The sequence below is a fragment of the Pseudomonas schmalbachii genome (genome assembly GCF_017589465.1).
GTDB classification, from domain to species: domain Bacteria; phylum Pseudomonadota; class Gammaproteobacteria; order Pseudomonadales; family Pseudomonadaceae; genus Pseudomonas; species Pseudomonas schmalbachii.
In genome coordinates, this window is sequence record NZ_JAELYA010000007.1 from 43,383 (window position 1) to 67,559 (window position 24,177).

Consider the following 24,177-nt stretch of genomic DNA (forward strand, 5'->3'; position numbering starts at 1 on the left):
CACCACACAAGCCGCCGGACATGAAACCGGACAGGAAGTTCTACCGCCCCAAAAAACAGCGGGAAATGAATAAACAACAAACGGAGTTGACGTTATCCCGGATTAACTTGGACAATAAATCAGCAATTCAAACACCCAACCGGAGTACATGATGTCCAAACTTGCGGAATTCCGCGCAGCCGAACGCCTCCTTCAAGAACAACTTGCCCTGCTTGAAAAGCTGAAAAGCGACGGCTCCCTGAAAAAGGAACTGGAATTCAAGGATCAACTGCAATCCCTGATGGACGAATACGGCATGAACCTGCGCAACGTCATCGAGATTCTCGATCCGCAGTTGCCGGTCGAACTGGAGCCCGCACCGCAGCGCCGCAGCCGCCAGCTCAAGGTCTACAAGAACCCGCATAACGGCGAGACCATCGAAACCAAAGGCGGCAACCACAAGACCCTGAAAGCCTGGAAACAGCAATACGGCAACGACACCGTAGAGTCCTGGCTGCAGAAGTAAGCCTCACCCGCGGAAGCGTGCAAGGCGCTGCCGCGGGAATACTCACCTGACCGCCCCACCCGATAACGCAAGACAGAACCGGCAGTCTCCAAAATATTGCTGCTACGCAATATTCCCTGCCCGCAGCGACTTTCCGACAGTCAAGCGACACATCCACCCGCACACAAAGCCGGCACTGGACTAGTCCACATCGCAGGCACTATCTCCCGCACAAATTTCGCTTATCACCCGACTCGAATAGCCACCGGCAGCCATATTCCGGTCACAAATGCAGCGCATCCTTGAATCAACCGGAGCTTTTTCCGCCATTGGCGGTCATAGCACCGTTACATTCAGGAAATGATCAAGAAAATATGAACACACCCACTCAAATCCAGCATGCAATCCACACCCTGTCCTCCGCGTTCGCTCCACTGAACTGCATCGTCATGGCCAGGAAGAAGGACAGCTTCAGCTTCACACTGGTGAATGAGCACGGCATTGCGCGCCACAGCGAACGCCTGTACCCACAGCAGTACCAGAAACCGGAACCCCTGCAAGCCGTCATCGAGCGCATCCAGAGCTCGCTTACCGCCTGAAGCAGGCGCCGGCGCCCCGGCACTTCCGGGACCGCACTCCACCATCCAGCCGACACCAGCCAGCAACGCCCCACACAGGGCTAGACTGTCTGATTGCCGAACACCGAAGCCGCAGCACGCCCTTTACGCGAGCCAAAACAAAAAGGGCGATCCTTTCGGATCGCCCTTCGCGTACCGCCGAAGCGGTTATGTTTGGTAGGCACAATTGGACTCGAACCAACGACCCCCACCATGTCAAGGTGGTGCTCTAACCAACTGAGCTATGTGCCTGTCGATGTGGGCGCATTCTACGCGATGAATTTCGGGCGTCAAGCGCTTTTTTCGCTAACCCACTGAAAAAGTGAATTTTTTTATGTTCACTCGGGCGTTGAAAATTTTGCACAGGCACTAGCCGGCCGATTCGGACTCGGGTAGCATCGGCACATCTCGTAAAAAATAACAAACACAGGTGCAATATGCCGCACACTCCATACCCCTCCTCCTACTATGCAGCGTCGGCCAATCCGGTTCCCGCACGCCCTGAGCTGAAAGGGGAAACCGAAACCGACGTATGCATCGTGGGTGCCGGCTATACCGGCCTCTCCACTGCCCTGTTCCTGCTGGAAAACGGCTTCAAGGTCACCGTCCTCGAAGCCGCCAAGGTGGGCTTCGGCGCATCCGGGCGCAACGGCGGGCAGATCGTCAACAGCTATAGCCGTGACATCGATGTCATCGAGCGCACCGTTGGGCCGAAGCAGGCGCAACTGCTCGGCCAGATGGCCTTCGAAGGCGGCCGCATCATTCGCGAGCGTATCGCCAGGTACAACATCCAGTGCGACCTGAAGGACGGTGGCGTGTTCGCCGCCCTCAGTGCCAAGCAGATGGGCCACCTGGAGTCGCAGAAGAAGCTCTGGGAGCGCTTTGGCCACACCCAGCTGGAACTGATGGACGCCAAGCGCATTCGTGAAGTCGTCGCTACCGACAGCTACGTCGGTGGCATGCTCGACATGAGCGGCGGCCACATCCACCCGCTGAACCTCGCGCTGGGCGAAGCCGCAGCCGTGGAATCCCTGGGCGGCGTGATTCACGAGCAGAGCCCGGCAACCCGCATCGAGCGTGGCGCCAACCCGGTGGTGCACACCCCGCAAGGCCGTGTGAAAGCCAAGTTCGTGGTTGTCGCCGGTAACGCCTACCTCGGCGGCCTGGTTCCGGAGCTGGCTTCCAAGTCGATGCCGTGCGGCACCCAGGTGATCACCACCGAGCCGCTGAGCGACGAGCTGGCCAAGACCCTGCTGCCGCAGGACTACTGCGTCGAGGACTGCAACTACCTGCTGGACTACTACCGCCTCACTGGCGACAAGCGCCTGATCTTCGGTGGCGGCGTGGTCTACGGTGCGCGTGATCCGTCGAACATCGAGGCGATCATCCGTCCGAAGATGCTGAAGGTATTCCCGCAGCTGAAGGACGTGAAGATCGACTTCGCCTGGACCGGCAACTTCCTGCTGACCCTGTCGCGCCTGCCGCAGGTCGGTCGGATCGGCGACAACATCTACTATTCCCAGGGTTGCAGTGGCCACGGCGTCACCTACACCCATCTGGCCGGCAAGGTGCTGGCCGAGGCTTTGCGCGGCCAGGCCGAGCGTTTCGACGCCTTCGCCGACCTGCCGCACTACCCGTTCCCGGGCGGTCGCATGTTCCAGGTTCCGTTCTCCGCAATCGGCGCCTGGTACTACAACCTGCGCGACAAGCTGGGCGTGTAACCCAGGCACACAAAAACGGCGCCAGATCCAAATGGCGCCGTTTTCGTTTCAGCTTCCCGGACACGCCGGCAACACCTCGCAACTGCCAGCCGCCGCGCTGCTCGGCGGCAATGTGGTGAAGCGGCTATCCTGCGGCGCCAGCTGCCGGGCGCACTGTCCGGCCTCCTTCGCTTGCACGGCGCATCCCCGCTCACCCAGCACATTGGCCAGGTTGAACCAGGCCGCCGCGAACTTCGGGCCGACAGCAACGCTCTGGCGCAAGGCCTGCTCTGCCCCGCTCAGATCGGCAGACGCATAACGCGCATTGGCCAGGGCGAACCAGCCCAGCGGCTCGCCCGGCCAGGTGCGGGTCGCGTTCTGGTAAGCCTGTGTGGCCAGCGCCGGACGGCCGGTTTCCTCAAGATCATGAGCAGCCTTGAGCCACGGGGTCGCCTCAGCCGTCGCCGGCACACGATCCGCCGGTACCGTCACCACCGCCCAACGATCACTGCGCACCCAGGTCAGGTCGAAGCTGGTGAAATCGATCACCAGGCGCTTGGTGATGCCCGAGCGCAGCACCAACTCCTGACGATTGAGGTCGTAACCGACCACCACCGCGAAATGCCACATCGGCAACCAGTCGAGCCCCTGGTTCTGCAACACCAGCACCGGGTTGCCGGCAGCCACCTCGGTCAGCACATCCTCCAGACGCGGCCGCAGCGGATAGACCAACATCCCCTGCTCCCGCGCCGCAGCTACCAGCTCGACCTGCAGACTGCCCTGGCGCCCGGGCAGGTACACCCGGTCCTTCAACTGCCGCGGTGTCACACGCACACCACGCTGGTTGAGCATGGTGGCAAGCGCTGCCGGGCCACATTGAAACTCCTGCTGCGGGAAGAACTGCACATCGCTCAGCTCGACCCGCTCCGGCAGCCTGGATGTTTCCGGCGGCAACTGCGGCGTCCTCGCGCATGCCCCAAGGAGCACTGCGGCGAGGACGATGGCCAGGCCGCGCAGTCTTACCGCTGGCATCTGACGAAGGTGAAGATGTGCGTGATGCACAGCAGGTCGGTGAAGACGAAGATCAGCAGTACCAGAAGGATGATGCCAATGATGCCGCCGGCCGGCGCCTGATCCAGTTGCTGGTTGAATTGCGCCAGCTCTTCATTGGTCAGGCTGCTGATGCGCTTCTCGACCACGCTGCGCTCGACACCCAGCTCCTTCAGCTTGTTCTGCACACCCTCGTCGTCGAGCATCTGCAGCAGTTGCTGGCGGTCATACTGCTGCGACTGCGCCTGCAGCACCTCGGCCGTTCCCACCATCGACGCCTGCGCCACCGGCACCTGGACCACCATACCCAACTGCGCGAAGGCCAGGGCTGCCGCAATGCCTTTCATCTTCTTTGTTATGGTCATTATTGGTCACCTCCTCGTTGGACCGGCTCGTAGACCCGCTGGCATAGCCATGGTTCCGCACCGGACCATCTGCTCTCCACGGTGATGTGAAGATTAGGTGCGTCCCATGGATATTGCCGCCGGGACCGGTAACAGACCGGGCGACTGGCTGGTGGCTTCCGGTTTCCCATTCAAGCAACCTCGCAGCGCGATAATTGCTTAGGCCGCACTTTGCCAGCATCGGTTCAACGGGAATTCAGTCAGCCCCCGCGCGCGCCTCGAAGACCAGGGCATCCCAATCGAGGGTGAGATAGCCGAGATAGATGCTGGCAGCGCCATCCGGAAACAGGAAATGCTCGGCACCGCCAGGGGTCATGCGCAGCCGGGAACGATCCAGGCTCAGCCGACTGCCCCAGACATGCCGGACGACTTCGACTGCCTCCGCGGGAATCTGTGCAAAGCCGTATTGCCGCAACCACCAGGCAAGTGCCCCGTCGATATCGTCGACGCCGGGCAGATGGCGTATCAGCACCGGCTCATTGCGCCAGAAAACCACCTGCTGGGGCATGAACGCGCCCTGCCGCTCCACCGGCAAGGGAGTGACCAGCACACCATCCGCCTGCTCCTCGATGCTCACTTCCAGCGGCTGCAGGCTGCGACGCTCGATGGCCCAGAGCAGGTCGCCATCGACTTCCAGCGACGGCCTGCCCGCCACGCTCAGGCGAAAGCCGGAACAGATGAGATCGCAGTCGCTCAGGGGAATCCGCATCCAGACAATCCACACACCTATGGCACGCCCGCGAGGATGACCATGGCGCCGGCAGGATTCAAGGCGCGGCGCTGGCCGCGTGGCGTTTTTCCTGTCGTTGGAGATATTCCACCTTCCACTGCTCGACGCCCATGTAGCGCGAGTCGAGGCGGGTCTCCACACCGTGCCGTGCCTTCAGCGCCGCCACTTCCGCCGCGTGCTCGACGAGGAAGTGGTCGAAGCGGTCGAGCAGCTCCGGCCGCTTCACGCTGGACAACTGGAAGTCGCCCCGCGTGTACGGCAGCGAGGGATCGAACACCAGCGCGCCGGGGCGGGCGCGGATGTTGTCCAGATAGTAGGTGGCGACCACCACGTTGAAATAGCCGCCGTCGGCCTCGTTCTTCAGCGTCTGGCGAATCATGCGCGGCAGCTCCTCGCTGGGCACACGCCAGATCTGCCCATCGGCGATGCGCGACTCGTAGCCGCGCGGCGTCCAGCCGTCCACCACCGCCAGGCGCTTCAGGTTGTCGATACCCTTGCCGACCCGCTCGGGAGCGACCAGCACGCCATCCACGTACTCCACCACCGGCTGGCTGTAGCGCAGCTCATGGCCGGCCTTGCGCTTCTTCGCCCAGTTGGGATTGTCCGGGTATTTGAAATCGACACTACCGGAAAGCAGCGCCGGCAACAGCGCATCCACCGGCAGCACGCGGTATTCCAGCTGCACGCCACTACTGGCGGCGAACAGGTCGAACAGCTCGCGGGCGAAGCCACGGTACTGCCCCTGAGAGTCGATGCTGTAGTGCGGCGAGAATTCCAGCTTCTCGACGCCGACCACATAGGTCTGCGCCGATGCCTGGGTGGAAAGCGCAGCAACACACGCCCAGCAGAAAGCCTTGAGCCTCACGATATCTCCTATATCCCTTGATCGATGTGTGGCGAGCAGTCAGCCGCCGGTCATGCTCATGAAGCGGATCACCTGGACCTGCTCGGCCGCGTCGAAGTGATGGCGCTCCGGCTTGAGCTGCAGCGCCTCCACCAGCGCCGCACGCAGGCGCGCACCATCGCCCGGATGGGCCCGCAGCAGGGCACGCAGGTCGAGCGCGCCTTCGTGGCCGAGGCAGAGCACCAGTTTGCCCTCGGCGGTGACCCGCACGCGATTGCAGTCGCCGCAGAAGTTGTGGCTGTGCGGGGATATGAAGCCGATCCGGCTGGCGTGGCCGTCGATGCGGTAATAGCGCGACGGCCCGCCGCTGCGTTCGACGCTGGGCGTCAGCGTCCAGCGTTCGGCGAGCTGCCGACGCACGTCGTCGCTGGTGCACAGGGTCTGTGCACGGCTGTGGCTGCTGATGCTGCCCAGCGGCATTTCCTCGATGAAGCTGATATCCAGCCCGCGCGCCAGGGCGAACTCCACCAGATCGCAAACCTCGTCGTCGTTGCGCTCCTTCTGCACCACGCAGTTCAGCTTGATCCGCTGGAAGCCGGCCGCGCGCACCGCGTCGATGCCGTCCAGCACCTGTTCAAGACGGTCGCTGCGGGTGAATGCGGCGAAGCGCTCGCGGCGCAGGGAGTCGAGACTGATATTCAGGCGGCGGACGCCGGCGGCCTTGAGTTCGGCGGCGCGCTCGACCAGTTGCGAGCCGTTGGTGGTGATCGCCAGGTCCTCCAGCTCGCTGCGCGCGCCCAGCCGCGCCAGCAGCGAGGTCACGCCCTTGCGCACCAGCGGCTCGCCGCCGGTGATGCGGATGCGCTTTACACCCAGGCCGATGAACGCGTCCGCCACCGCGTAGAGCTCTTCCAGGCTGAGAACCTGGTCGCGCGGGAGGAACTGCATGTCCTCGCTCATGCAATAGGTGCAGCGGAAATCGCAACGATCGGTGACCGACAGGCGCAGGTAGGTGATGCGCCGGCCGAAGGGATCGATCAATTGGGAATCTGTCATGGCGATGATCTTGTTGTTCTGGGCCGGAACAGGATTGGCAAGGTTGCCTACGAATACACCAGGCCCGAAAAAATGTATACAAAAAATCCGCCCAGGGCATTTTCTTGAGGCCCCGGAAGACGCGGTGCTACCATGCCCCGCCCTGCTCAGCGACAACCCGCAACACTGGAAGCCCCGTAATCATGACCAGCATTCGCGAGCGCAATCGACGCCTCATCCTCCGCGCCGCCAGCGAAGAGTTCGCCGAGAAGGGCTTCGCCGCGACCAAGACCAGCGACATCGCCGCCCGCGCCGGGCTGCCCAAGCCCAACGTCTACTACTACTTCCAGACCAAGGAAAACCTCTACCTGAGCGTTCTGGAAAGCGTGGTCGAGCCGCTGCTGCAGGCCTCCGCGCCGTTCCGCGAGGACGACGAGCCGAGCGAGGCGCTGAAGTCCTATATCCGCTCCAAGATACGCATTTCCCAGGAACTGCCGCACGCCTCCAAGGTATTCGCCAGCGAACTGATGCACGGCGCGCCACACCTGCCGAAGGAGTACCTGGACGAGCTGAACGCCCAGGCCCAGCGCAACATCGCCTGCCTGCAGAGCTGGATCGACCGCGGCCTGCTGGCGCCTGTCGATCCGCATCACCTGCTGTTCACCATCTGGGCGGCGACCCAGACCTATGCCGATTTCGACTGGCAGATTTCCATGGTCACCGGCAAGGACAGCCTGACCGACGCCGACTTCGAAGCCGCCACCGAGACCATCACCCGCCTGGTGCTGCGCGGCACCGCCCCGGACGAACCGGGTGAGCGCAAGGGCGAAGGGCGGTTGCGGCCGTTGCCGCTGTAGGGCGAGTGCAACCCGCCGTTTGCCAAACACGCCATGGCGGGTTGCACCCGCCCTACGCAACGGCATGGCCCGCCTACGGTGGACAACGTAGGATGGGTTGAGCTTGCGATACCCATCATCCGGGCCTCCGGGCCAGCATGGGTATCGCTTCGCTCAACCCATCCTACATCCCGTGATCGCCAGCAAGCTGGCTCCTACAGGTTCGGCGCGTCGCACCGCGCTTAATGGTGGAAAGGCGGGGCGGCCATCCGCTTCGCCGTTTTCCACCCTACGTTCTGCACGAGCTATTGCGTTGCGGAGCGATCAGCCGATATCCGCCACCAGCCCCACCGACTGCACCCCGCGCACCGCGCACTGCTCGTCGATGTCCGAGGTGTCGCCGCTGATGCCGATGGCGCCGATCACTTCGTTGGCCTGGTTGCGGATCAGCACGCCGCCCGGTACCGGGATCAGGTTGCCCTGCGCCAGGGTATTCACCGCCGAGATGAATGACGGCCGCTGCTGGGCGTCCGCCGCCAGTACCCGAGACGGCTTGCCGAGAGCCACCGCACCCCAGGCTTTGCCGATGGCGACCTGCGGCCGCAGCATGCTCGCGCCGTCCTCGCGCTGCAGGGCGACCAGATGGCCGCCGGCGTCCAGCACGGCCACGGTCAGCGGCGCGGCGGATAGCTCGCGCCCCGTGGCAAATGCGCTGCGGGTGATGTCGATGGCGGTTTCGAGGTTGATCTTGTTCATTGTCGTAGCCTCTTGAATGAAGAAAGAAGTCGAGTCGCCCACCTCACGCCGGCAGCGCGGGTGGAGTCCGAAAGTGGCCACAATCTAGTAGCCCATCGACTACGCCGAAGCAACGAAAAACGACAATTTCACATTAGTTTTGTATACATTTTTTCAAACGGCAGTTTTATAAGCCAGCTAACGTACAAATCAAATATCTGATTTATAAGGAATTTATAGAAAAATACGGCTTTTCCAAGCGTATACAGTCTCTCTTGACCCTCGGCAAAAGCCATGACTATTATCGCCTCACTTTTGTACACAATCAGTATAAGAACCGAGGAACAAGATATGGCCAGAATGAGAGCAATCGAGGCTGCCGTGCTGGTAATGCGCCGCGAAGGCGTCGATACCGCCTTCGGCGTGCCCGGCGCCGCCATCAACCCCATGTACGCTGCGCTGAAGAAAGTCGGCGGCATCGACCATGTCCTGGCCCGTCACGTCGAAGGCGCGTCGCACATGGCCGAGGGTTACACCCGCACCAAGGCCGGCAACATCGGCGTGTGCATCGGCACCTCCGGCCCGGCCGGCACCGACATGATCACCGGCCTCTACTCCGCCTCCGCCGACTCCATCCCGATCCTCTGCATCACCGGCCAGGCGCCGCGTGCCCGCCTGCACAAGGAAGACTTCCAGGCCGTCGATATCTCCAAGATCGCCGCGCCGGTCGCCAAGTGGGCCACCACCGTGCTGGAACCGGCCCAGGTGCCTTATGTATTCCAGAAGGCCTTCCAGCTGATGCGCAGCGACCGCCCGGGGCCGGTGCTGATCGACCTGCCGTTCGACGTGCAGATGGCCGAGATCGAGTTCGACATCGACGCCTACGAACCGCTGCCCGTTAGCAAGCCGAAGGCCACCCGCGTGCAGGCCGAAAAGGCCCTGGCCATGCTGAACGACGCCGAGCGCCCGCTGCTGGTCGCTGGTGGCGGTATCTTCAATGCCAACGCAGCCGACAAGTTCCAGGAGTTCGCCGAGCTGACCGGCGTTCCGGTGATCCCGACCCTGATGGGCTGGGGCGTGATCCCGGACGATCACCCGCAGATGGCCGGCATGGTCGGCCTGCAGACCTCGCACCGCTACGGCAACGCCACCCTGCTGGAATCCGACCTGGTGTTCGGCATCGGCAACCGCTGGGCGAACCGCCACACCGGCACCGTCGAGGTCTACACCGAGGGCCGCAAGTTCATCCACGTCGATATCGAACCGACCCAGATCGGCCGTGTGTTCATGCCTGACCTGGGCATCGTTTCCGACGCCGGCGAGGCCCTCGATACCTTCCTCGAAGTGGCCCGCGAGTGGAAAGCCGCCGGCAAGCTGAAGTGCCGCGCCGCCTGGCTGGAATCCTGCCAGCAGCGCAAGCGCACCCTGCAGCGCAAGACCCACTTCGACAACGTGCCGGTCAAGCCGCAGCGCGTGTACGAAGAGATGAACGAGTTCTTCGGCAAGGACACCTGCTACGTCAGCACCATCGGCCTGTCGCAGATCGCCGGGGCGCAGTTCCTGCACGTCTACAAGCCGCGCCACTGGATCAACTGCGGCCAGGCCGGCCCGCTGGGCTGGACCATCCCGGCAGCCCTCGGCGTGGTCAAGGCCGATCCGAGCCGCCAGGTGGTGGCGCTGTCTGGCGACTATGACTTCCAGTTCATGATCGAGGAGCTGGCGGTCGGCGCGCAGTTCAAGCTGCCCTACATCCATGTGCTGGTGAACAACTCCTACCTGGGGCTGATCCGCCAGGCGCAGCGCGGTTTCGACATGGACTACTGCGTGCAGCTGGCCTTCGACAACATCAACGCCCCGGAACTGGAAGGCTACGGCGTGGACCACGTCGCGGTGGTCGAGGGCCTGGGCTGCAAGGCGATCCGCGTGTTCAACCCGAACGAGATCGGTGCCGCCTTCACCAAGGCCCGCGAGCTGATGCAGCAGCATCGGGTGCCGGTGGTCGTCGAGGTCATCCTGGAGCGCGTTACCAATATCTCCATGGGCACCGAGATCAATGCGATCAACGAGTTCGAGGACCTGGCCCAGACCGGCGCCGACGCCCCGACCGCAATCTCTCTCTTGGATTAAGCCGCTGCTGGATTGATAGCTCCCCTCTCCCAGAGGGAGAGGGGTTGGGGGTGAGGGTTGCCCGAGCTGAGAGCGCCCTCACCCCTACCCTCTCCCAGAGGGAGAGGGGGCAAAACGTGCACACCTGTTAGATAGGAGCAAGACATGCCCCGTTTCTGCGCCAACCTGTCCATGCTGTTCACCGAGGTGGACTTCCTCGACCGCTTCGAAGCCGCTGCTGCAGCCGGTTTCAGCGGTGTCGAATACCTGTTCCCCTATGATTTCCCGGCCGAGGAGATCAAGGCGCAACTGGAAGCCAATCGCCTCGAACAGGTGCTGTTCAACCTGCCTGCCGGCGACTGGGCCAAGGGCGAGCGCGGCATTGCCTGCCATCCGGATCGCGTCGAGGAATTCCGCGCCGGCGTGGACAAGGCCATCGCCTACACCAAGGTGCTGGGCAACAAGCAGGTCAACTGCCTGGCCGGCATCCGCCCGCAGGGTTACGACTGCGCAACCGTCGAGAACACCTTCCTGAACAACCTGGAGTACGCCGCCGACAAGCTGGAAGCGGCGGGCATCAAGCTGGTCATGGAGATGATCAACACCCTCGACATCCCCGGCTTCTACCTGAACAACACCAGGCAGGCGCTGGATATCCGCGAGAAGGTCGGCAGCGCCAACCTGTTCCTGCAGTACGACATCTACCACATGCAGATCATGGAGGGTGACCTCGCCCGCACCATGGAAGGCAACCTGGCTGCGATCAACCACATCCAGCTGGCCGACAACCCGGGCCGCCACGAGCCAGGCACCGGGGAGATCAACTACCGCTTCCTGTTCCAGCACCTCGACCGCATCGGTTACCAGGGCTGGATCGGCTGCGAATACAAGCCCGCCACCACCACGGCCGAAGGGCTGGGCTGGCTGAAGGCGCATAACGCCATCTGAATTTTCGACGGCTAAGTCCCCGTAGGATGGGTTGAGCGAAGCGATACCCATCGAGCCAGACCCGAACCCCAATGATGGGTATCGCAGGCTCAACCCATCCTACGGTCCACGCCGGCACTACACAGAACCTCACGAAACCAGGAGACACTCTCATGGCCAAGATCGGATTCATCGGCACCGGTATCATGGGCCTGCCCATGGCGCAGAACCTGCAGAAAGCCGGCCACCAGTTGTTCGTTTCCACCCACCACGACAAGGCCCCGGCCGCACTGGCGGAAGCCGGCGCCATTTCCCTGGCCAATCCGAAGGAAGTCGCCCAGGAAGCCGAGTTCATCATCGTCATGGTGCCGGATACCCCGCACGTCGAAGATGTGCTGTTCCGCAAGGACGGTGTCGCCGAGGGCGTCGGCCCGAACAAGATCGTGATCGACATGAGCTCGATCTCCCCCACCGCCACCAAGACCTTCGCCGAGAAGATCAAGGCCACCGGCGCGCAGTACCTCGACGCCCCGGTTTCCGGCGGTGAAGTCGGCGCCAAGGCGGCGACCCTGAGCATCATGGTCGGCGGCTGCCCGAATGCCTTCGAACGCGCCCTGCCGCTGTTCCAGGCGATGGGCAAGAACATCACCCGCGTCGGCGCCAACGGCGACGGCCAGACCGCCAAGGTGGCCAACCAGATCATCGTCGCGCTGAACATCCAGGCGGTCGCCGAAGCCCTGCTGTTCGCCGCCCGGAACGGCGCCGACCCGGCCAAGGTGCGTGAGGCGCTGATGGGCGGCTTCGCCGGCTCGAAGATTCTCGAAGTGCACGGCGAGCGCATGATCAAGGGCACCTTCGATCCGGGCTTCCGCATCAGCCTGCACCAGAAGGACCTCAACCTGGCCCTGTCCGGCGCCCGCGAACTGGGCCTGAACCTGCCGAACACAGCCAACGCCCAGCAGGTGTTCAGCACCTGCGCGGCCATCGGCGGCAGCAATTGGGACCACTCCGGCCTGATCAAGGGCCTGGAGCACATGGCCAACTTCTCGATCCGCAAGGAGTGAGGTTGACCGTAGGTTGGCGCTGAGCGCAGCGAAGCCCAACGTCGCTTCAGACAAATGTTGGGCTTCGCGTTGCTCAGCACCAACCTACGAAAGCGTTTTCGAACACCCGGTCGGAGGGATTCACGGCCTCGCCGGCCGGGGCGTTCGAAGTCATCGCAGAGGGGCTTGCAGACAGGCCCTTCTGCAATGGGAAAGCACAACAAGAATCACCGGAGCCCCGACATGAACCTCGATCCGCGCGTCTTCCTCCGCGACCTGTTCGACACCGCCATCGCCGCCGCCCACCCGGCCCAGGTACTGGCCCGCCATCTGCCGCGCGTGCACGGCGGGCGCACCATCGTGATCGGCGCCGGCAAGGCCGCCGGGGCCATGGCCGAAGTGGCCGAGCAGCACTGGAACGGCGAGGTGGAGGGCCTGGTCGTCGCGCCCTACGGCTACGGCGCCAACTGCAAGCGCATCGAAGTGGTGGAAGCCGCGCATCCGGTGCCGGACGATGCCGGCGAGCGCGTCGCCCGCCGCGTGCTGGAACTGGTCAGCGGCCTGACCGAGGACGACCGGGTGATCTTCCTGCTCTCCGGTGGCGGTTCCGCCCTGCTCGCCCTGCCCGCCGAAGGCATCAGCCTCGATGACAAGCGCGCACTGAACAAGGCGCTGCTCAAGTCCGGCGCCGCCATCGGCGAGATGAACTGCGTGCGCAAGCACCTCTCGGCGATCAAGGGCGGCCGCCTGGCCCGCGCCTGCTGGCCGGCCAGCGTCTACACCTACGCGATCTCCGACGTGCCCGGCGACGAGGCCACGGTGATCGCCTCCGGCCCCACCGTCGGCGACCCCACCACATCGGCCGACGCCCTGGAAATCCTCAAGCGCTACGCCATCGACGTGCCGGCGCATGTGCGCGCCTGGCTGGAAGACCCGCGTTCGGAAACGGTCAAGCCGGGCGACGAGCGCCTGTCGCGCAGCTACTTCACCATGATCGCCACCCCGCAGCGCGCCCTCGATGCCGCGGCCGAGAAGGCCCGTGCCGCCGGCCTGCAGACGCTGATCCTCGGCGACCTGGAAGGCGAATCGCGGGAAGTGGCCAAGGTCCACGCCGGCATCGCCCGCCAGGTACGCAAGCACGGCCAGCCGCTGGCCGCGCCCTGCCTGATCCTCTCCGGCGGCGAGACCACCGTGACCGTGCGCGGCACCGGCCGTGGCGGCCGCAATGCCGAGTTTCTCCTCAGCCTCACCGCCGACCTCAAGGGCGAGCCGGGTATCTGGGCGCTGGCCGGCGACACCGACGGCATCGACGGCATGGAAAGCAACGCCGGCGCCCTGATGAGCCCGTGCAGCTACAGCCGCGCCGCCGCAGCCGGCCTGAACCCGCTGCGTGAGCTGGACAACAACAACGGCTACGGCTTCTTCGCCGAACTGGGCGACCTGGTCACCACCGGCCCGACCCGCACCAACGTCAACGATTTCCGCGCAATCCTGATCCTCGAGGCCAGCGACAAATGACTCCAGATAAAAAAGTGAAGATCCTCGCCACCCTCGGCCCGGCGATCAAAAGCCGCGAGGACATCCGCTCCCTGGTGGAAGCCGGCGCCAACCTGTTCCGCTTGAACTTCAGCCACGGCGAATACGCCGACCACGCCCAGCGCTACCAGTGGGTGCGCGAGGTCGAGGCCGAGCTGAACTACCCGATCGGCATCCTCATGGACCTGCAGGGACCGAAACTGCGCGTCGGCCGCTTCGCCAACGGCGCGGTGCAACTGCAGCAGGGCCAGACCTTCACCCTCGACCTGAGCGACGTGCCGGGCGACGACCAGCGGGTCAACCTGCCGCATCCGGAAATCATCGCCGCGCTGCAGCCGGGCATGAGCCTGCTGCTGGACGACGGCAAGATCCGCCTGCAGGTGCTGGAAGCCCGCAGCGACGCCATCGAGACCCGCGTGATGAACAGCGGCGAGCTGTCCGACCGCAAGGGCGTCAACGTTCCCGAAGCGGTGCTCAAGCTCAGCCCGCTGACCGCCAAGGACCGCCGCGACCTGGATTTCGGCCTGGAGCTGGGTGTGGACTGGGTGGCGCTGTCGTTCGTGCAGCGCCCGGAAGATATAGAGGAAGCCCGCGCGCTGATCGGCGACAAGGCCTTCATCATGGCGAAGATCGAGAAGCCTTCGGCGGTGCAGTCCATCGAAGAGATCGCCCGACTGGCCGATGCGATCATGGTCGCGCGCGGTGACCTCGGCGTGGAAGTGCCGGCGCAGAACGTGCCGGGCCTGCAGAAGCGCATCATCCAGGTCTGCCGCCAGCTCGGCCGGCCGGTGGTGGTGGCGACGCAGATGCTCGAATCGATGCGCTTCTCCCCCGCGCCGACCCGCGCCGAAGTGACCGACGTCGCCACCGCGGTGAGCGAAGGCGCCGACTGCGTGATGCTCAGCGCCGAGACCGCGTCCGGCCAGTACCCGCGCGAGGCGGTGGAGATGATGGCGAAGATCATCCGCCAGGTCGAAGGCGAGCCGGACCACCAGGCCCAGCTCGAACTGAATCGTCCGGAGCCGGAATCCACGGTGTCCGACGCCATCAGCTGCGCAATCCGCCGGATCAGCCGCATCCTGCCGGTGGCGGTGCTGGTCAACTACACCGAATCGGGCAGCTCGACCCTGCGCGCTTCCCGCGAGCGGCCGACCGCGCCGATCCTCAGCCTGACGCCGAACCTGCGCGCGGCCCGCCGCCTGACCGTGGCCTGGGGCGTGCATTCGGTGGTCAACGCCCAGCTCGCCCATGTCGACGAGATCTGCTCCACCGCCCTGGACATCGCCCTCGGCCAGCGCATGGCACGGCGCGGCGATACGGTGGTGATCACCGCCGGCGTGCCGTTCGGTACGCCGGGCAGCACCAACATGCTGCGGATCGAGACGGTGGCGCCAGCATTCGAGAAGTAGATCGGCAAACGTAGGGTGGATGGCGCTTTTCCATCCACCATGGCGGGGCCGGATACCCGGGAATGGTGGATCGATGAAGCGTGATCCACCCTACACGCTTTGATGGGTATCGCAGGCTCAACCCATCCTACGAAGGCAAACGAACACCAGCTTCCGCTCAGGCGGAAGCTGCAACCGAGTCACTCCCGGACGGACGGGGCCGGGAAAACGGGGCCGCGACCCCGTCCGTCCGGGATTGGCCTTGAATGGCCTCCGCCACTGTAGGTTGGCGCTGAGCCTGCGAAGCCCAACATTGCCACTCCGCTGCCGGGCTTCGCTACGCCCAGTCCAACCCACGATCCTCATGCATCCTCTACGCAAATACCTGCTCGGCTTCAGCCAGATCTTCCTGCAGAACGATCTCCGCTTCGGCCTGATCATTCTCGCCAGCATCGCCTTCGCCTCACCGCGCCTGCTACCCGGCGCCCTGCTCGGCGCCACCGCTGGCCCGCTCGCCGCGCGGCTGCTCATGCGCTCCCGTGAGGAAATCGACACGGGCCTGTATGGCTACAACGCCATCCTGCTCGGTCTTCTGCTGCCCTTCCAATTCCAATGGTCGACCGGGCTGGCGCTGCTGATCCTCGCCGCCAGCACAGCCAGCGTGATGGTGCAAAGCCTGCTGCTGCGCCAGTCCATCCTGCCTGCCTATACCACCGCCTTCGTAGGACTTGGCTGGCTGTCGCTGGCGCTGGGCGATGCGCTGTATCTGCCGAAAGCCCCGGCTGCCACCTGCTGGAGTTGCCTGGTCGCGCAACTGGACGCCGTGGCGCTGGGCGTCAGCGAAGTGATCTTTCTCGGCGAGCCGCTGGCCGGCATCCTGCTCTGGGGCGGCCTGCTGCTGACCAACCGGCGCTGCGCCGCCTGGGCGCTGGCGGGGTCGGCGGGCGCCCTGTTGATCGCCCATTTCGCCGGATTGCCGCCGGCATCGGCACAGGCCGGGCTGCTCGGCTTGAATGGCGCGCTGGCCGGCATCGCCCTCGGTCGCAGCCCGGCGCGCCCGTGGATCGGCATCGGCGCCGTGCTGCTGGCGGTTCTGCTGCAGCCCGCCATCGCCGGTCTCGGCGTGGCGCCACTCACCGCTCCGTTCGTCCTCGCCTGCTGGATCGCCATAGCCGGCCAGCGTCTGCTGCTGCGCATCGATCAGCGCAACCGCTCATCCAGCGTTTTGCCGTAATGGATCAAGGTCGCGCCGAACCGGCCCGCACATACTGCGCGGGCCTGTCGGCGTGGCGACGAGCGACCGCACAAATCCCTTCGCTGCCGGCATAATCCGCCCCCCGCGCTGCTGCCCACAAGGCGGCAGCCACCCCACTGCAGCGAATAGACAATATGACTCTTCCAGCTCCAACCCTTCTGCAGCGACTCAAGCGAACCAGCCTGGTCATGCGGATCTTCATCGGCATGCTCTGCGGCATCGCCCTCGCCCTGGTCGCACCGGAGGCCGCGCGTTCGATCAGCCTCCTCGGCAATCTGTTCATCTCCGCCCTGAAAGCGGTGGCGCCGGTCCTGGTGCTCGTGCTGGTGACCTCGTCGATCGCCAACCACAAGCAAGGCCAGCGCACGCATATCCGGCCGATCCTGCTGCTCTACCTGATCGGCACCTTCGCCGCAGCGGTGGTCGCGGTAGGCGCCAGCTTCACCTTCCCCTCCAGCCTGGTGCTGAACGCTCCGGCCGGGCAACTGGCGCCGCCCGGCGGCATCGGCGAGGTGCTCAACAGCCTGCTGTTCAGCGTCGCCACCAACCCGGTCAAGGCGCTGCTGGAAGCCAACTTCATCGGCATCCTGGCCTGGGCCATCGGCCTCGGCATCGCCCTGCGCCATGCGCGCCAGAGCACCCGCGACTTCCTCGAAGACCTGTCCAACGGTGTCTCGCTGATCGTCCGCGTGGTGATCGCCTTCGCCCCGCTGGGCGTGTTCGGCCTGGTCGCCAACACCTTCGCCGAATCCGGTCTCGATGCGCTGCTCGGCTACCTGCACCTGCTGGGAGTGCTGATCGGCTGCATGCTGTTCGTCGCCCTGGTGGTCAACCCGCTGATCGTCTGGTGGAAGATCCGCAGCAATCCCTACCCGCTGGTGTTCACCTGCCTGCGCGAGAGCGGCGTCACCGCGTTCTTCACCCGCAGCTCGGCGGCCAACATCCCGATCAACCTGCAGCTCTGCAAGCGCCTGGGCCTGCATGAAGACACCTATTCGGTGTCCATCCCGCTGGGTGCGACCATCAACATGGCCGGCGCCGCCGTCACCATCAGCGTGCTGACCCTGGCCGCGGTGAATACCCTCGGCATTCCCGTCGACCTGCCCACCGCCATCCTGCTCAGCGTGGTCGCCTCGGTCTGCGCCTGCGGGGCTTCCGGCGTGGCCGGCGGCTCGCTGCTGCTGATCCCGCTGGCCTGCGGCCTGTTCGGTATATCCAGCGAAGTGGCGATGCAGGTGGTGGCGATCGGCTTCGTCATCGGCATCCTCCAGGACGCCTTCGAAACCGCGCTGAACTCCTCCACCGATGCACTGTTCACCGCCGCAGCCTGCATGGCCGAAGGCGATTTCGACGTAGTCGTCGCCGAAGAACCGGTGTAATCCTCCAGCCGCCGTCGCATTCGCGGCGGCGGTGTCCCGCATAAGCAAATAGCCTTTAGGTATTTAGCTGCCATATATCCTGACGGCATAATCGAGTCCCATCGACACTGCCTGAAGGAATTTCCCGTGAAACGACTGTTCAGCGCCTCGCTGCTGGCCGCCGGCCTCGCCCTGGCTTCCGCCGCCCAGGCTGCGCAGCCTCTGCTCAACGTCTCCTACGACGTGATGCGCGACTTCTACAAGGACTACAACGCCGCCTTCCAGAAGCACTGGCAGGCCGAGAAAGGCGAGAAGCCGACCATCCAGATGTCCCACGGCGGTTCCAGCAAGCAGGCGCGCTCGGTCATCGACGGTCTGCCGGCCGACGTGATCACCATGAACCAGGCCACCGACATCGACGCCCTCGCCGACAACGGCGGCCTGGTGCCGAAGGACTGGGCCACCCGCCTGCCGAACAACAGCGCGCCGTTCACCTCCGCCACCGTGTTCATCGTGCGCAAGGGCAATCCGAAGGGTCTGAAGGACTGGCCGGACCTGGTCAAGGACGGCGTACAAATCGTGGTGCCGAACCCGAAGACCTCCGGCAACGGCCGCTATACCTACCTCTCCGCCTGGGGCTACACGCTCAAGAACGGCGGCGATGAAGCCAAGGCCAAGGAATTCGTCGGCCAGCTGTTCAAGCATGTACCGGTGCTGGACACCGGCGGCCGCGCCGCTACCACCACCTTCATGCAGAACCAGATCGGCGACGTTCTCGTCACCTTCGAGAACGAAGCCGAGATGATCGCCCGCGAATTTGGCCGTGGCGGTTTCGAGGTGGTCTATCCGAGCGTTTCCGCCGAAGCCGAGCCGCCGGTGGCCGTGGTCGACAAGGTGGTGGAGAAGAAAGGCAGCCGCGCGCTGGCCGAGGCCTACCTGAAGTACCTGTGGTCGGACGAGGGCCAGACCATCGCGGCGAACAACTACCTGCGCCCGCGCAATCCGGAAATCCTCGCGAAGTTCTCCGACCGCTTCCCGAAAGTGGACTTCTTCTCGGTGGAGAAGACCTTCGGCGACTGGCGCACGGTGCAGAAGACCCACTTCGTCGACGGCGGCGTGTTCGACCAGATCTACACCCCGCAATAAGCAAGACTGCAACACACACAGAACGGCGGCCTTCGGGTCGCCGTTTGCGTTGGTTCTCAGGTAGGTATCGGCTGAAAGGCTATTCTGTCAGCAATACTCGGCAGGCCGCTGGCTCGCTGCCTGGCGCTTGGTTAAGATTCCTCGGGTCGCAATCAGGCGGCAGCACCGAAGTCAGCACTCGACAGGGAAACTCCAGCGCATGAAGCCCATCGTCTCGGAACCATCGGGCAGCCCCGATATCGCTGTAACCCTGGGCGAGCACCATGCCCGCGTGCTGGCGTACATCACTGTCGCCGCCAGCATCGCCGCCGGTACCCTGAGCAACCATTTCGGCTACGACCTCCTCTGGATGGTGCCGTACGCCCTGCTCTACCCGCACCTGGCGTACTACCTCTGCCGCCGCTACCCGCCGGAAAACCCCGAACGCACCCGGCAGATTCTGCTGTACGTCGATGCGGTGCATGTCGGCGCCGCCACCGCGCTGTTCGGCTATTCGGTGGTGCCCAGCCTGATGCTGGTGCTGGTCCTGGCGTTCTCTTCGCTGGTGCTCGGCGGCCTGCGTTCGCTCGCCCTGATCCTGCTGGTGGCGCTGAGCAGCGCAATGTTCACCGGCGCGTTGATCATGCCCGGCTTCAAGGGCGAGACGCCGGTGCTGGTTTCGCTGGTCAGCGTCCTGCTGTCCGCCCTCTACATCTGTATCACAGCCTACTTCGTGCACCAGCAGGGGCTGCGCCTCGAACAGGCCCAGGCGGAAATTTCCCGCGAGCAGGAAAAAGCCGCACGGCTGGCGCACAACCTCGCCAAGTACCTGTCGCCGCAGGTGTGGGAATCGATCTTCAGCGGCAAGAAGAGCGTGCGCCTGGAAACCCAGCGCAAGAAGCTCACGGTGTTCTTCTCCGACATCAAGGGGTTCACCGAGCTGTCCGAGGAACTCGAAGCCGAGGCCCTCACCGACATGCTCAACAACTACCTGAACGAGATGTCGAAGATCGCCCTGAAGTACGGCGGCACCATCGACAAGTTCATCGGCGACGCGGTGATGGTGTTCTTCGGCGACCCGACCACCCAGGGCGCGAAGAAGGACGCGGTAGCGGCAGTGTCCATGGCCATCGCCATGCGCAAGCACATGAAGGTGCTGCGCCAGCAATGGCGCGCCCAGGGCATCACCAAACCGCTGGAAGTGCGCATGGGCGTCAATACCGGCTACTGCACGGTGGGCAACTTCGGCGCCGCCACGCGCATGGACTACACCATCATCGGCCGCGAGGTGAACCTCGCCAGCCGCCTGGAAAGCGCCGCCGAGGCGGGGGAGATCCTGATCAGCCACGAGACCTATTCGCTGGTCAAGGACGTGGTGATGTCCCGGGACAAGGGCCAGATCCCGGTGAAGGGCTTCAGCCGGCCGGTGCAGATCTACCAGGTCGTCGACTTCCGCCGCGACCTCGGCGCCAGCTCCAGCTTCATCGAGCACGAACTGCCCGGGTTCTCCATGTACCTGGACACCAACAACGTGCAGAACTTCGACAAGGACCGGGTCATCCTCGCCCTGCAGCAGGCGGTGGAGAAGCTCAAGGACAAGATCATTCTCTGATCTCTGCCGCCACTGCATCGTTGGGCTGAGCCCAACCTACGTGCTGTCTCGCCGCCGATGATGCTTTTGTAGGAGCGAGCTCTGCTCGCGAACATCGCCTCGCAAAAGCTTCGCGAGCAGAGCTCGCTCCTACGGGTTGCAATGCCCACCGTAGGTTGGCGCTGAGCAACGCGAAACCCAACATCGCCATCGTTGGGCTTCACTGCGTTCAGCACCAACCTACGCGAGTTATGGCCCAGCCACCCAGCCATATAGTTACGTAGGATGCAAGACAGTTGCTCCTACATGAATACGCCCCGCGTCTGACCGTAGGAGCGGGCCATGCCCGCGATTCGCGCGCATGGCGCGCTCCTACATGCCCCACACCCTACTGCCAGGGAAGAGGCATAAAAAAACCCGCTCGGGGGAGCGGGTTGGAAGCGGGACGGGGCTCGCACCCCGTCCCGATAGTGGAAAGGATCAGGCCGCTTCGCGGGCCGGCTGGGCGTCCACCACGGACGACGGGCCGGCGGCCAGCTCGTCGCGCAGGGTGTCCACGTCCAGCTGCTTGCACCACTTGGCCACGACCACGGTGGCCACGCCATTGCCGACCAGGTTGGTCAGGGCGCGGGCTTCGGACATGAAGCGGTCGATGCCGAGGATCAGCGCCAGGCCGGCGACCGGCAGGTGGCCGACGGCGGAGAGGGTCGCGGCGAGGACGATGAAGCCGCTGCCGGTGACGCCGGCGGCGCCCTTGGAGGCGATCAGCAGCACCGCCAGCAGGGTGATCTGGTGGGTGATGTCCATCGGGGTGTCGGTGGCCTGGGCGATGAACACCGCGGCCATGGTCAGGTAGATCGAGGTGCCATCGAGGTTGAACGAGTAGCCGGTGGGGATCACCAGGCCGACCACGCTCTTGTCGCAGCCGAGCTTCTCCATCTTGGCGATCATGCGCGGCAGCGCCGACTCGGAGGACGAGGTGCCGAGCACGATCAGCAGTTCCTCACGGATGTAGGAGATGAAGCGCAGGATGTTGAAGCCGTGGGCGCGGGCGATGCCGCCGAGGACCAGCAGGACGAAGAGGATGCAGGTGATGTAGAAGCACAACATCAGCTGGCCGAGCTGCACCAGCGAGCCGACGCCGTAGGCGCCGATGGTGAAGGCCATGGCGCCGAAGGCACCGATGGGCGCGACCTTCATGATCACGTTGATGATGTTGAACATCACGTGGGTGATCCGCTCGATGAACTGGAACACCGGCTGGCCGTAGCTGCCCATGCGGTGCAGGGCGTAGCCGAAGAGTACGGAGAAGAACAGGACCTGCAGGATGTCGCCGTTGGCGAAGGCGCCGACCACGGTGCCCGGAATGACGTTCATCAGGAAGTCGATGGTGCTCTGCTTCTCGCCGGCTGCGGCGTAGGCAGCGATCTTGCTGGCGTCGAGGCTGGCCGGGTCGACATGCATGCCGGCACCCGGCTGCACGACGTTGACCACCACCAGGCCGATGATCAGGGCGATGGTGGAGACGATTTCGAAGTACAGCAGCGCCATGCCACCGGTCTTGCCAACAGCCTTCATGCTCTGCATGCCGGCGATGCCGGTCACCACGGTGCAGAAGATGATCGGTGCGATGGCCATCTTGATCAGTTTGACGAAGCCATCACCCAGCGGCTTCATGGCGACGGCGGTCTGCGGATAGAAATGTCCGAGTGCGACACCGATGGCGATGGCGATCAGGACCTGGAAATACAGGCTCTTGTAGAAGGGTTGCTTGGTCATGGCGGCTAGTCCTCGCGGGTATGCGCTTCGCAGCGCGACACCGACTGCGTTATCTCCCTGCAATGGGAGAATTTGTTTTCAAGACCGCTGAAACGGCCTTGATCCCTAATGGCAATCGCCATGCCAAATTCTAGAATTTAACATTTTTGTTTAAATTCAATCATTTACATAAAAAACACGGACAATCCTGGCTGGAAGGTGGCGAAAACCCGCCTTCACCGCGGCGGATTTCCCGCCCCTTGGCGGTTTTTCGCCAAGGCTCGGCCAGCCCCAGGCACACGAGACTTGTCTGGCTATGCTTGGCCTTTCATGCCTGCCCTGAGGAGTTCCAGATGAGTCGCCAGCCCCGCTTCCACCCGCTGTTCCATTCGCTTCTGGCCGGCATGCTGCTCGGCGGCGCCTGCGCCGCGTCGGCCGCCGACAACGATGTGACGCCCGACCAGGTGGTCGGCGCCTTCGAGCAGGTCTTCGGGGTGAACAAGGGCGAGCGGCGCAACCACATCAAGGGCACCTGCGCGACCGGCGAGTTCGTCGGCAAGCCCGAGGCAGCGCAGTATTCGCGCTCGGCGCTGTTCTCCGGCAAACCGGTGCCGGTGGTGGCGCGCTTCTCCCTCGGCGGCGGCAACCCGAAAGCGCCGGATGCCGGCAAGAGCCCGCGCGGCATGGCCCTGGAGTTCCGCCTGGCGGACGGTGCCCTGCAGCACATGACCATGCTCAACGTGCCGGTCTTCGGCGCGGCGGTGCCGAAGACCTTCTTCGACCAGTTGCAGGCGCTGCAGGCCGATCCGAAGACCGGCAAGCCGGACCCGGAGAAGCTCAAGGCCTTCGCCGCCAGCCATCCGGACAGCCATGCCCTGGGCCAATTCATGGCCAGCCACAACCCGCCGCCCAGCTACGCCAACGCCGCCTACTTCGGCATCCACACCTTCAAGTTCACCAACGCCAAGGGCGAAGTCACCCCGGTGCGCTGGCGCTTCGTGCCCGAGGATGGCGAGAAGCAGCTCAGCGAAGCGGAGATGAAGTCCCTTCCGGCCGACTTCCTCGAACAGCGCCTGATCGAACGTGCAGCCAAGGGGCCGGTGCGTTGGGGCATGTGGATAGCCGTCGGCCAGCCCGGCGATCCGCAGGATGACCCGACCAAGCCCTGGCCGAAGGAGCGCAAGGAAGTACAGGTCGGCACCCTGACCCTCACCCAGGCGATGGCGCAGAAAGGCGCCGCCTGCGAGGCGATCAACTTCGACCCGATGGTGATGGCCGACGGCATCTCGCCCACCAACGACCCGATCCTGCGCTTCCGCTCGCCGTCCTATGCCATTTCCTTCGGCAAGCGCCTGAGCGGGCAGTAGCGCTCCCGGCGCGGCGGCGAGCCGCCTGTCGCTCGCCGCGCCCGGCCGTTTTGCCCTTACAAAAGGCAGGGACTAGGCTCAACTCAGCCGTATGGCTGGAGCCTGAAAACAATGCCAAGCGAGATCGGATCCAATCAAGACAAGGGCAAGGAAACCCGGCTGTTCCTGTTTCTCGTGATCTGCCTGTTTCCCCTGCTCTCCGTAGCCATCGTCGGTGGCTACGGTTTCATCGTCTGGATGTACCAGTTGCTGGCGGGACCGCCCGGCCCTCCGTCGTAGGAGAGCGCC

22 protein-coding genes and 1 tRNA gene are annotated in these 24,177 nt (G+C 64.2%); 15 read left to right on the plus strand and 8 right to left on the minus strand.

The genetic code is table 11. The features are described from left to right. Positions 1 to 151 precede the first annotated feature (151 nt). Both JFY56_RS17635 and JFY56_RS17640 read left to right on the plus strand, forming a co-directional pair. Positions 152 to 505: a histone-like nucleoid-structuring protein, MvaT/MvaU family gene (locus JFY56_RS17635; RefSeq protein WP_208315240.1), complete on the plus strand. Its 354-nt coding sequence runs from the start codon at positions 152 to 154 to the stop codon at positions 503 to 505. Between the two features lie 353 nt (positions 506 to 858). Continuing rightward, entirely contained in the window at positions 859 to 1,083 is a 225-nt protein-coding gene (locus JFY56_RS17640; protein WP_208315241.1) for a hypothetical protein, read from the plus strand. A 193-nt stretch (positions 1,084 to 1,276) separates the two neighbouring features. Here the strand turns inward: JFY56_RS17640 and JFY56_RS17645 are convergent. Further along, positions 1,277 to 1,353 (minus strand) — tRNA-Val (locus JFY56_RS17645). 185 nt (positions 1,354 to 1,538) lie between these two features. On the opposite strand from JFY56_RS17645, the gene JFY56_RS17650 reads away from it, so the two are divergent. Next, a complete protein-coding gene (locus tag JFY56_RS17650; protein WP_208315242.1) occupies positions 1,539 to 2,822 on the plus strand; it encodes an NAD(P)/FAD-dependent oxidoreductase in 1,284 nt (427 codons plus the stop codon). 48 nt (positions 2,823 to 2,870) lie between these two features. On the opposite strand, the gene JFY56_RS17655 is transcribed toward JFY56_RS17650, so the two are convergent. The 5 genes from JFY56_RS17655 to moaA all read right to left on the minus strand — a co-directional run bounded on the left by JFY56_RS17655 (position 2,871) and on the right by moaA (position 6,885). Beyond that, positions 2,871 to 3,833 carry a PA2778 family cysteine peptidase gene (locus JFY56_RS17655; protein WP_208315243.1) on the minus strand — a complete coding sequence of 321 codons (963 nt, stop codon included), beginning with the start codon at positions 3,831 to 3,833 and terminating at the stop codon, positions 2,871 to 2,873. Further along, positions 3,821 to 4,216 (minus strand): PA2779 family protein, encoded by a 396-nt coding sequence (locus tag JFY56_RS17660; protein WP_208315244.1) that lies wholly within the window; start codon positions 4,214 to 4,216, stop codon positions 3,821 to 3,823. Before JFY56_RS17660 ends, JFY56_RS17655 begins: the two co-directional genes overlap by 13 nt. A 235-nt stretch (positions 4,217 to 4,451) precedes the next feature. Then, the gene (locus JFY56_RS17665) at positions 4,452 to 4,964 is read right to left on the minus strand and encodes a hypothetical protein (RefSeq protein WP_208315245.1); all 513 of its coding nucleotides are present in this window, start codon (positions 4,962 to 4,964) and stop codon (positions 4,452 to 4,454) included. Positions 4,965 to 5,022: 58 nt separating this feature from the next. After that, positions 5,023 to 5,850 carry a substrate-binding periplasmic protein gene (locus JFY56_RS17670; RefSeq protein ID WP_208315246.1) on the minus strand — a complete coding sequence of 276 codons (828 nt, stop codon included), beginning with the start codon at positions 5,848 to 5,850 and terminating at the stop codon, positions 5,023 to 5,025. 39 nt (positions 5,851 to 5,889) lie between these two features. Next, complete coding sequence (gene moaA, locus JFY56_RS17675; RefSeq protein WP_208315247.1) at positions 5,890 to 6,885, minus strand: GTP 3',8-cyclase MoaA; 996 nt, start codon at positions 6,883 to 6,885, stop codon at positions 5,890 to 5,892. Positions 6,886 to 7,067: 182 nt separating this feature from the next. On the opposite strand from moaA, the gene JFY56_RS17680 reads away from it, so the two are divergent. Further along, positions 7,068 to 7,721 (plus strand): TetR/AcrR family transcriptional regulator, encoded by a 654-nt coding sequence (locus tag JFY56_RS17680; protein WP_208315248.1) that lies wholly within the window; start codon positions 7,068 to 7,070, stop codon positions 7,719 to 7,721. Between the two features lie 303 nt (positions 7,722 to 8,024). Here JFY56_RS17680 and JFY56_RS17685 read toward each other — a convergent pair whose 3' ends face one another. Beyond that, the gene (locus JFY56_RS17685) at positions 8,025 to 8,456 is read right to left on the minus strand and encodes a GlcG/HbpS family heme-binding protein (RefSeq protein WP_208315249.1); all 432 of its coding nucleotides are present in this window, start codon (positions 8,454 to 8,456) and stop codon (positions 8,025 to 8,027) included. Between the two features lie 330 nt (positions 8,457 to 8,786). On the opposite strand from JFY56_RS17685, the gene gcl reads away from it, so the two are divergent. The 9 genes from gcl (at position 8,787) to JFY56_RS17730 (ending at position 20,785) form a co-directional block, all read left to right on the plus strand. Then, positions 8,787 to 10,562 carry a glyoxylate carboligase gene (gene gcl / locus JFY56_RS17690; protein ID WP_208315250.1) on the plus strand — a complete coding sequence of 592 codons (1,776 nt, stop codon included), beginning with the start codon at positions 8,787 to 8,789 and terminating at the stop codon, positions 10,560 to 10,562. A 144-nt stretch (positions 10,563 to 10,706) separates the two neighbouring features. Continuing rightward, the gene (gene hyi, locus JFY56_RS17695; protein WP_208315251.1) at positions 10,707 to 11,489 is read left to right on the plus strand and encodes a hydroxypyruvate isomerase; all 783 of its coding nucleotides are present in this window, start codon (positions 10,707 to 10,709) and stop codon (positions 11,487 to 11,489) included. Positions 11,490 to 11,641: 152 nt separating this feature from the next. Further along, positions 11,642 to 12,532 carry a 2-hydroxy-3-oxopropionate reductase gene (locus tag JFY56_RS17700; RefSeq protein ID WP_208315252.1) on the plus strand — a complete coding sequence of 297 codons (891 nt, stop codon included), beginning with the start codon at positions 11,642 to 11,644 and terminating at the stop codon, positions 12,530 to 12,532. Positions 12,533 to 12,754: 222 nt separating this feature from the next. After that, entirely contained in the window at positions 12,755 to 14,029 is a 1,275-nt protein-coding gene (locus tag JFY56_RS17705; protein ID WP_208315253.1) for a glycerate kinase type-2 family protein, read from the plus strand. Continuing rightward, positions 14,026 to 15,456 (plus strand): pyruvate kinase, encoded by a 1,431-nt coding sequence (gene pyk / locus JFY56_RS17710; protein WP_208315254.1) that lies wholly within the window; start codon positions 14,026 to 14,028, stop codon positions 15,454 to 15,456. Before JFY56_RS17705 ends, pyk begins: the two co-directional genes overlap by 4 nt. Positions 15,457 to 15,799: 343 nt before the next feature. Further along, entirely contained in the window at positions 15,800 to 16,669 is an 870-nt protein-coding gene (locus JFY56_RS17715) for an urea transporter (protein WP_208315255.1), read from the plus strand. A gap of 155 nt (positions 16,670 to 16,824) precedes the next feature. After that, a complete protein-coding gene (gene sstT, locus JFY56_RS17720) occupies positions 16,825 to 18,069 on the plus strand; it encodes a serine/threonine transporter SstT (protein WP_208315256.1) in 1,245 nt (414 codons plus the stop codon). A 126-nt stretch (positions 18,070 to 18,195) separates the two neighbouring features. Continuing rightward, on the plus strand, positions 18,196 to 19,194 hold the full coding sequence (locus JFY56_RS17725) for a sulfate ABC transporter substrate-binding protein (RefSeq protein WP_208315257.1): 999 nt from the start codon (positions 18,196 to 18,198) through the stop codon (positions 19,192 to 19,194). A gap of 199 nt (positions 19,195 to 19,393) precedes the next feature. Then, a complete protein-coding gene (locus tag JFY56_RS17730; protein ID WP_208315258.1) occupies positions 19,394 to 20,785 on the plus strand; it encodes an adenylate/guanylate cyclase domain-containing protein in 1,392 nt (463 codons plus the stop codon). Positions 20,786 to 21,244: 459 nt separating this feature from the next. On the opposite strand, the gene JFY56_RS17735 is transcribed toward JFY56_RS17730, so the two are convergent. Further along, entirely contained in the window at positions 21,245 to 22,543 is a 1,299-nt protein-coding gene (locus JFY56_RS17735; protein ID WP_208315259.1) for a dicarboxylate/amino acid:cation symporter, read from the minus strand. A gap of 332 nt (positions 22,544 to 22,875) precedes the next feature. On the opposite strand from JFY56_RS17735, the gene JFY56_RS17740 reads away from it, so the two are divergent. Together JFY56_RS17740 and napE are read left to right on the plus strand one after the other, a co-directional pair. Next, positions 22,876 to 23,889, plus strand: coding sequence for a catalase family peroxidase (locus JFY56_RS17740; protein WP_236032811.1), 1,014 nt, complete (start codon positions 22,876 to 22,878; stop codon positions 23,887 to 23,889). A gap of 111 nt (positions 23,890 to 24,000) precedes the next feature. Then, a complete protein-coding gene (gene napE, locus JFY56_RS17745; RefSeq protein ID WP_208315260.1) occupies positions 24,001 to 24,168 on the plus strand; it encodes a periplasmic nitrate reductase, NapE protein in 168 nt (55 codons plus the stop codon). Positions 24,169 to 24,177 lie beyond the last annotated feature (9 nt).